Genomic DNA, 8,253 nt, shown 5'->3' with positions numbered 1-8,253 from the left:
GATCGGCAACACGCGATCGACGCCGGAGGAACGCCACGAAGCCGAGCTGAAGGACAACATCGCGGTCGTGCCGCTGGCGATTCCGCTGCTCACGGGCCCCGGCTCGATCAGCACGGTGATCATCTATGCGGCGAGCGCGCATCACTGGTATGAACGGGCCGGGCTGGTCGCGATCGGCGCGGTCCTGGCTTTTCTGTGTTTCGTCGCGATGCGGCTCGCCGAGCCGATCGCGAACTGGATCGGCCGCACCGGCATCAACATCGCCACACGGCTGATGGGTCTGATGCTGTCGGCGCTGGCGGTGGAATTCATCGTCAATGGACTGAGGGCGCTACTGCCTGCACTGAGATGAAAACTTCGATTGCGATTGTGGATTATGGGATGGGCAACCTGCGCTCGGTCGCGCAGGCGCTCAAGAAGGCCGAACCGGCCGCCGACGTGGCGATCGTCGACACGCCGGCCGCGATTCGCGCGGCCGACCGCGTCGTGCTGCCCGGCCAGGGCGCGATGCCCGACTGCATGCGCTGTCTCGGCGAATCGGGCCTGCAGGAGGCCGTGATCGAGGCGTCGCGCACGAAGCCGCTGCTCGGCGTGTGCGTCGGCGAGCAGATGCTGTTCGACTGGAGTGCGGAAGGCGACACGAAGGGCCTCGGCCTGTTGCCGGGCAAGGTCGTGCGCTTCGAACTCGACGGCCGCGTGCAGGACGACGGCTCGCGCTTCAAGGTGCCGCAGATGGGCTGGAACCGCGTGCGCCAGGCGCAGCCGCACCCGCTGTGGGACGGCGTGCCCGATGACGCGTATTTCTACTTCGTGCACAGCTATTACGTGAGCCCGGACAACCCGGCGCATACGGTCGGCGAAACGGCCTACGGCGCGCCGTTTACGTCCGCGGTCGCGCGGGACAATCTCTTCGCGACCCAATTCCACCCCGAGAAAAGCGCGGAGGTCGGGTTGCGTCTGTATCGCAACTTCGTACACTGGAAACCGTAAACGTGGTGCGGGAGCCACAGTCGACGGCGCGCAAGCGCCTGTCGTGCGGGGCTCTCACGCTTAAGCGCCGAAAGAGTTGTACTAAACTAGCGAGACGGCGCGGCACCGGTTTGGCCGGTACGCGCCGGATTCTTTTCTTTTTCCACGACGACACCCGATTGCTATGTTGCTGATTCCGGCCATCGACCTCAAAGACGGTCAGTGTGTGCGCCTCAAACAGGGCGATATGGACCAGGCCACGATTTTTTCCGAGGACCCGGCGGCGATGGCCCGCAAGTGGGTCGATCTCGGCGCCCGGCGGCTCCATCTCGTCGACCTGAACGGCGCATTCGCCGGCAAGCCGAAGAATCTCGAGGCGATCGAAGCGATCCTCGACGAAGTCGGCGACGAAATTCCCGTCCAGCTCGGCGGCGGCATCCGCAGCCTCGAGACGATCGAGAAGTATCTCGACGCCGGCCTGTCCTACGTGATCATCGGCACCGCCGCCGTGAAGAACCCGGGCTTCCTGCAGGACGCGTGCACCGCGTTTTCCGGCAGCATCATCGTCGGGCTGGACGCGAAGGACGGCAAGGTCGCGACCGACGGCTGGAGCAAGCTGACCGGCCACGAGGTGATCGATCTCGCGAAGAAGTTCGAGGACTACGGCGTCGAATCGATCGTCTACACCGATATCGGCCGCGACGGGATGCTGCAGGGCATCAACATCGACGCGACCGTGAAGCTCGCGCAGGCGGTCGGCATCCCGGTGATCGCCAGCGGCGGCCTGTCGAACCTCACGGACATCGAGAGCCTGTGCGAAGTGGAAGAGCACGGCGTCGAAGGCGTGATCTGCGGCCGTGCGATCTACTCCGGCGATCTCGATTTCGCGGCCGCGCAGAAGCGCGCGGACGAACTGAACGGCGAACTCGACAACGCGTAACCGCGGTCGTCCCGTTCGCCGGGGCTGCCCGCAGGCGGCCCCGACCGGAAGCCTCGCGCGAGGCTTCCGCAACCGGCCGTCCCAGCGCGGCATTTGGCGCAACATCATGGCTCTAGCTAAACGCATCATCCCCTGCCTGGACGTGACCGCCGGGCGTGTCGTCAAGGGCGTCAATTTCGTCGAGCTGCGCGATGCCGGCGACCCCGTCGAAATCGCCCGCCGCTACGACGACCAGGGTGCCGACGAACTAACCTTCCTCGACATCACCGCGACGTCCGACCAGCGCGACCTGATCCTGCCGATCATCGAAGCCGTCGCGTCGCAGGTGTTCATTCCGCTGACCGTCGGCGGCGGCGTGCGCGCCGTCGAGGACGTGCGGCGCCTGCTGAACGCGGGCGCGGACAAGGTCAGCATGAATTCGTCGGCGGTCGCGAACCCGCAGCTCGTGCGCGACGCGGCCGACAAGTACGGCTCGCAGTGCATCGTCGTCGCGATCGACGCGAAGCGCGTGTCGGCCGACGGCGAGACGCCGCGCTGGGAAGTGTTCACGCACGGCGGCCGCAAGAACACGGGCCTCGACGCGATCGAGTGGGCGCGCAAGATGGCCGAGCTCGGCGCCGGCGAGATCCTGCTCACGAGCATGGACCGCGACGGCACGAAGTCGGGCTTCGACCTCGCGCTCACGCGCGGCGTGTCGGACGCTGTGCCGGTGCCGGTGATTGCGTCGGGCGGCGTCGGTTCGCTGCAGCATCTGGCCGACGGCATCAAGGACGGCCGCGCCGACGCGGTGCTGGCCGCCAGCATCTTCCACTACGGCGAGCACACGGTCGGCGAGGCGAAGCGCTTCATGTCCGACCAGGGCATCCCGGTGAGACTGTGATGAATACCGAAACGAAATCCCTGCCCGCGTGGCTCGACAAGGTCCGCTGGGACGACAACGGCCTCGTGCCGGTGATCGCGCAGGAAGCGTCGACGAACGACGTGCTGATGTTCGCGTGGATGAACCGCGAGGCGCTCGCGAAGACGATCGAGACGCAGCGCGCGGTCTACTATTCGCGTTCGCGCAAGCGCCTGTGGTTCAAGGGCGAGGAGTCGGGCCACGTGCAGCACGTGCACGAAGTGCGGCTCGATTGCGACGAGGACGTCGTGCTGCTGAAGGTCGAGCAGGTGTCGGGCATCGCATGCCACACCGGCCGGCATTCGTGCTTCTTCCAGAAATTCGAAGGTACGGTGGACGGCGGCGACTGGGTCGCGGTCGAGCCGGTGCTGAAAGACCCCGAACACATCTACAAATGACGCAATCGACCGAAGACACGCTGCTGCGCCTCGCGGCCGTGATCGACAGCCGCAAGGGCGGCGATCCCGATCAATCGTACGTATCGCGCCTGTTCCACAAGGGCGACGACGCGGTGCTGAAGAAGATCGGCGAAGAGGCGACGGAAGTCGTGCTGGCCGCGAAGGACGTGCGCCAGGGCGGCGCGCCGAGCGCGCTGGTCGGCGAGGTGGCCGACCTGTGGTTCCACTGCCTCGTGATGCTGTCGCATTTCGACCTGAGCCCGGCCGACGTGATCGCCGAGCTCGAGCGTCGCGAAGGCTTGTCGGGCATCGAGGAAAAAGCGCTGCGCAAGCGCCGCGAGCGCGAGGAAAACGGCGGGTGACACGCAGACCCCGCCGCGGTGGCAACAGTGGGGTAAGCTGTAAGAATTGTCATCTAACGGGGGTAGCATCATGAACGATACGTCGAACCAGTTCCCGACGCCGGCGGTGTCGGGGGCAGCGGAGGCCGAACGCCTGAACGGGCTGCGCACGCTGACCCACGTGCTGTACGGCCTCTATGCGATTCACTGGCTGACGGGCGGCGTCACCGGCATCATCGCGATCATCATCAACTACGTGAAGCGCGGCGACGTGGCCGGCACGCCGTACGCCGATCACTTCGAGTGGCAGATCCGCACGTTCTGGCGCGCGCTGATCGCTTATGTGATCGGGTTCGCGCTGATGTTCGTCGCGATCGGGTTCGTCGTTATGTTTGTCACGTGGATTTGGACGCTGTACCGTATCATCAAGGGTTGGCTGTACCTGAACGACAACAAGACGCTCGATCCGCAGGCGTGGTTCTGACCGGCGCGCGCGGGCGTTTCGCAGGAGCAACATGAGTCACGATCCGAATTGCCTGTTCTGCAAGATCGCTGCAGGCGAGATCCCGAGCACGAAGGTGCACGAGGACGACGAATTCGTCGCGTTCCGCGACATCCGCCCGGCGGCCGACACGCACGTGCTCGTGATTCCGCGCCGGCACCTGCCGACGCTGTCGGCGGCGAGCGAGGCCGATGCGCCGATGCTCGGCCGGCTGATGCTGCTCGTCGCACGTCTGGCCGATCAGCTCGGCGTCGCGTATACGGGCGGCGAAACCGGTTTTCGCACGGTGATCAACACGGGCCCGGGCGGCGGGCAGGAGGTCTACCACCTGCACGCGCATATCCTGGCCGGCCCGCGCCCGTGGCAGCGGATGGGTTGACGCAGCGGGGCGTTTCCCCGCATCGATAGTCGAAGCCGGCGCGTCGCCGGCGATTTACGCCGCCCCGCGGCGTGGTTGAGGAGAGGTTTCATCATGGGTGGATTGAGCATTTGGCACTGGCTGATCGTGCTGCTGATCGTCGCGCTGGTTTTTGGTACGAAGAAGCTGCGCAACATCGGCAACGACCTCGGCAGCGCCGTGAAGGGTTTCAAGGACGGCATGAAGGAAGGCGAAACGCCGGCGGATGCGCAGCAACTGCCGCGTTCGGGCGCGGTCGACGTCAACGCGAAGGAAACGACGCGTTCCGATTCGAACAAGGCGTAACGCCGGCACGCTGACAGGCATTCGCGATGCTGGATCTCGGTCTTTCGAAGATGGCGCTGATCGGCGTCGTCGCGCTCGTGGTGCTCGGCCCCGAGCGCCTGCCGCGCGTCGCGCGCACGGCAGGCGCGCTGTTCGGCCGCGCGCAGCGGTACATCAACGACGTGAAGGCGGAGGTCTCGCGCGAAATCGAACTCGACGCGCTGCGGACGATGAAGACCGATTTCGAATCGGCCGCGCGCAATGTCGAGACGACGATTCACGACAACCTGCGCGAGCACGAGAAGGAACTGAACGACACGTGGCATTCCGCGGTCGGCGGTCTTGACGGAGCTGCCGGCGACGCCGGTTCCGTCGGTTCCCCGGGTTCCGATACGCCCGCGGCGCCGTCGTGGCGCGGCAGTTCGGCCGCGCTGGCGCCGAAGCGTCGCAACTGGCGCATCAAGCAGGCGGCGACGCCTGTCTGGTACAAGCACGCGACCACCCGCCGCACGCACGTGCAGTCGGGCGCCGCACGTGTCGCGCGCCATCAGCCGGCCAGCCTGCGCCGGCCGACGCGCTTCTTCTGAGTCGAGCGCATGCTCGCTCGTCAATCCTACCGAGGGCCGGTGTGAGCGACCCCCAGCAGAACCCGGGCGACGCCCCGGAAGAAACCTTCATTTCCCATCTCGTCGAGCTTCGCGATCGCATCATTCGCGCGGGGCTGGCCGTGATCGTCGTGTTCCTCGGGCTCGTCTACTGGGCGCCGGACATCTTCAAGCTGCTCGCGCGGCCGCTGATGGACAACCTGCCGAAAGACGGCAAGATGATCGTCACCGACGTCACCGGCTCGTTCTTCGTGCCGATGAAGGTGACGATGCTCGTCGCGCTTGTGATCGCGCTGCCGATCGTGCTGTACCAGATCTGGGCGTTCGTCGCGCCGGGGCTGTATCAGCACGAGAAGAAGCTCGTCGCGCCGCTCGTCGGCAGCAGCTATTTCCTGTTCCTGTGCGGGATGGCGTTCGCGTATTTCCTCGTGTTCCCGACGATCTTCCGCGTGATGGCGCACTACAACGCGCCGCTCGGGGCCGAGATGACGACCGACATCGACAACTACCTGAGCTTCGTGCTGGGGATGTTCATCGCGTTCGGGGTCACGTTCGAGGTGCCGATCGTCGTCGTGCTGCTCGTCCGGATGGGCGTGCTGTCCCTGAAGAAGCTGAAGGAGATGCGGCCGTACGTGATCGTCGGCGCATTCGTGGTCGCGGCGGTCGTCACGCCGCCGGACGTGTTCTCGCAACTGATGCTGGCGCTGCCGCTCGTCGTGCTGTTCGAGATCGGGCTGCTGGCCGCGCGGTTCTTCGTGCCGAAGAAGCCGGTCGAAGAAGGCGAGGCGGGGAACGGCGAAGCCGCGGGCTGACGGCACGCGGCGCCGGGCGGCTTTCCGGCCCCCCGGCTGCAGTGGCCCGGTTTGGTCCATCAGCCGGTGCGTGAGAAAACTACCTTCCCGCCAACGACGAATCGTCAGACGCAAAGCAAAAGGGCAGCCGATGGCTGCCCTTTTTCATTTCCGCGTCGCGTTGCCTCGCATCGCGACCGGCAGGCGGCGCACCGGCCGCCGACCCTCATTCGCTATCGTTGTCCTGCTCGTCGAGCGCCTGCTTCGGCGGCGGCGGGCGCTTGCCGATCACGACGTTCACGTCGAACTGCTTGCCCTTGCGTACGACGTGCACCTTGGTCGGCGTGCCCGGCTTGATCTGCGCGACGGTGTTCAGCAGCTTCGTCGTGTCGGTGATTTCGTCGCCGTTCACGCTCACCAGGATGTCGCCCGGCTTGATGCCGGCCTTGTCGGCCGGACCGCCCTGCAGCACGCCCGCGACGATCGCGCCCGATTTCTGCTGCAGCCCGAACGACTCGGCGATTTCCGGCGTGACGTCCTGCGGCTCGACGCCGATCCAGCCGCGCGTGACCGAGCCCGTCGTGATGATGCTCTCGAGCACCGTGCGAGCGGTCGAGACGGGAATCGCGAAACCGATGCCGAGCGAGCCGCCCGAGCGCGAGTAGATCGCCGTGTTGATGCCGAGCAGGTTGCCGTTCACGTCGACCAGCGCGCCGCCGGAGTTGCCGGGGTTGATCGGCGCATCGGTCTGGATGAAGTTCTCGAACGTGTTGATGCCGAGGTGGTTGCGGCCGAGCGCGCTGATGATCCCCATCGTGACCGTCTGGCCGACGCCAAACGGATTGCCGATCGCGAGCACGACGTCGCCGACGCGCGACTGGTCGGAGCGGCCGAGCGTGATCGTCGGCAGGTTCGTCATGTTGATCTTCAGCACCGCGAGATCGGTTTCGGGATCGCTGCCGATCACTTTCGCGGTGGCCGTGCGGCCGTCGGCGAGCGCGACTTCGATCTGGTCGGCGCCGTCCACGACGTGCTGGTTCGTTAGAATGTAACCTTCAGGGCTCACGATAACGCCCGAGCCGAGGTTGGCGGCCGGCTCGTCCTGCTGCTTGCGGGCGTTGCGGTCGCCGAAGAAGTAACGGAACAGCGGATCTTTCGCGCGCGGGTCGGGCGGCAGCGAGCCGTCCTTGCTGGAGAACACGTTGACGACGGCCGGCATCGCCTTCTGCGCGGCTTCGGCGTACGACGTGGTCGCCGGTGCGCCGCCGATGCCCGGCGCGACTTCCCGCAGCGCGACGATCGGCGTGGCGAGCTGCTTGCCGAGCTGTCCTTGCCGTTGCAGCCATTGCGGCTTGAGCGTCACGACGATGAACATCAGCGCGAGCAGTACGGTCACCGCCTGCGCGAAGAACAGCCAGAAGCGTCTAAGCATCTGAATGGATTAGAGGTTTATATGGATCGGATCGAACTTGAATTGTACTTGAACAATACCCTTGAAACCGCGCGCTTCAAGGACTATTGCCCGAACGGCCTCCAGGTCGAAGGACGCCGCAAGATCGAGAAGATCGCCACCGGCGTGACGGCGTCGGTCGCGTTCCTCGAAGCCGCGCTCGAATGGGGGGCGGATGCCGTGCTCGTCCACCACGGCTATTTCTGGCGCAACGAGGCGCCGCAGATCACCGGCCGCAAGTACCAGCGCCTGAAGCTGCTGCTCGCGAACGACCTGAACCTGTTCGCGTTCCACCTGCCGCTCGATGCGCATCCCGAGTTCGGCAACAACGCGCAGCTCGGCGAAAAGCTCGGCCTGATCGGCGACCAGCGGTTCGGCGAAGGCGATCTCGGCTGGATGGCGACGCTGCCGATGCCCGTCACGCTCGAGCACTTCGTCGCGAAGGTCGAGCGCACGCTCGGCCGCACACCGCTCGTGCTCGGCGAGCCGGACACGCAGCTGCGCCGCATCGCATGGTGCACGGGCGCCGCGCAGAGCTATTTCGACGCGGCGATCGACGCCGGCGCGGACGTATTCCTGACCGGCGAGGTGTCCGAGTCGACCACGCACGCGGCGGCGGAGAGCGGTGTCGCGTTCGTTGCGGCAGGGCACCATGCGACCGAACGTTACGGAATCCA

General features: G+C 66.0%; 13 protein-coding genes. 12 read left to right on the top strand and 1 reads right to left on the bottom strand.

Features of this window, described 5'->3' with window-relative positions:
* The 11 genes from JMF90_RS13460 to tatC form a co-directional block, all read left to right on the top strand.
* Positions 1-352, top strand: a 352-nt coding sequence (locus tag JMF90_RS13460) for a MarC family protein (RefSeq protein ID WP_201325157.1), incomplete at its 5' end; no start/stop codon positions are given.
* A complete protein-coding gene (gene hisH, locus JMF90_RS13455; RefSeq protein ID WP_011546605.1) occupies positions 349-990 on the top strand; it encodes an imidazole glycerol phosphate synthase subunit HisH in 642 nt (213 codons plus the stop codon). The genes JMF90_RS13460 and hisH, both read left to right, overlap by 4 nt.
* 163 nt (positions 991-1,153) lie before the next feature.
* Positions 1,154-1,909, top strand: a complete 756-nt coding sequence (hisA, locus tag JMF90_RS13450; protein ID WP_006477123.1) for a 1-(5-phosphoribosyl)-5-[(5-phosphoribosylamino)methylideneamino]imidazole-4-carboxamide isomerase — start codon at positions 1,154-1,156, stop codon at positions 1,907-1,909.
* A 106-nt stretch (positions 1,910-2,015) separates the two neighbouring features.
* Positions 2,016-2,789: an imidazole glycerol phosphate synthase subunit HisF gene (hisF, locus tag JMF90_RS13445; RefSeq protein ID WP_006751800.1), complete on the top strand. Its 774-nt coding sequence runs from the start codon at positions 2,016-2,018 to the stop codon at positions 2,787-2,789.
* Complete coding sequence (hisI, locus tag JMF90_RS13440) at positions 2,789-3,205, top strand: phosphoribosyl-AMP cyclohydrolase (RefSeq protein WP_011546604.1); 417 nt, start codon at positions 2,789-2,791, stop codon at positions 3,203-3,205. The genes hisF and hisI overlap by 1 nt, the downstream gene beginning before the upstream one ends.
* Entirely contained in the window at positions 3,202-3,567 is a 366-nt protein-coding gene (locus JMF90_RS13435; RefSeq protein WP_011546603.1) for a phosphoribosyl-ATP diphosphatase, read from the top strand. The genes hisI and JMF90_RS13435 overlap by 4 nt, the downstream gene beginning before the upstream one ends.
* Positions 3,568-3,637: 70 nt before the next feature.
* Positions 3,638-4,030: a hypothetical protein gene (locus tag JMF90_RS13430; RefSeq protein ID WP_006477118.1), complete on the top strand. Its 393-nt coding sequence runs from the start codon at positions 3,638-3,640 to the stop codon at positions 4,028-4,030.
* A gap of 31 nt (positions 4,031-4,061) precedes the next feature.
* Positions 4,062-4,427, top strand: coding sequence for a histidine triad nucleotide-binding protein (locus JMF90_RS13425; RefSeq protein ID WP_011546602.1), 366 nt, complete (start codon positions 4,062-4,064; stop codon positions 4,425-4,427).
* Positions 4,428-4,520: 93 nt separating this feature from the next.
* Complete coding sequence (gene tatA, locus JMF90_RS13420) at positions 4,521-4,751, top strand: Sec-independent protein translocase subunit TatA (RefSeq protein WP_006477115.1); 231 nt, start codon at positions 4,521-4,523, stop codon at positions 4,749-4,751.
* 26 nt (positions 4,752-4,777) lie between these two features.
* Complete coding sequence (gene tatB / locus JMF90_RS13415; RefSeq protein ID WP_175809241.1) at positions 4,778-5,317, top strand: Sec-independent protein translocase protein TatB; 540 nt, start codon at positions 4,778-4,780, stop codon at positions 5,315-5,317.
* Positions 5,318-5,358: 41 nt separating this feature from the next.
* Complete coding sequence (tatC, locus tag JMF90_RS13410; protein ID WP_006477113.1) at positions 5,359-6,147, top strand: twin-arginine translocase subunit TatC; 789 nt, start codon at positions 5,359-5,361, stop codon at positions 6,145-6,147.
* A gap of 205 nt (positions 6,148-6,352) precedes the next feature.
* Here the strand turns inward: tatC and JMF90_RS13405 are convergent, their stop codons facing one another.
* Positions 6,353-7,558 carry a Do family serine endopeptidase gene (locus tag JMF90_RS13405; protein WP_006477112.1) on the bottom strand — a complete coding sequence of 402 codons (1,206 nt, stop codon included), beginning with the start codon at positions 7,556-7,558 and terminating at the stop codon, positions 6,353-6,355.
* Between the two features lie 21 nt (positions 7,559-7,579).
* Here JMF90_RS13405 and JMF90_RS13400 point away from each other — a divergent pair.
* Positions 7,580-8,253 (top strand): Nif3-like dinuclear metal center hexameric protein (locus tag JMF90_RS13400; RefSeq protein ID WP_201325156.1); only part of this gene is annotated, 674 nt, incomplete at its 3' end.

The organism is Burkholderia sp. E168m23, from assembly GCF_016586125.1.
GTDB lineage: Bacteria > Pseudomonadota > Gammaproteobacteria > Burkholderiales > Burkholderiaceae > Burkholderia > Burkholderia orbicola.
Note: the sequence above shows the minus strand (reverse complement) of the source record. Positions and strands in the feature narration are given on the sequence as shown.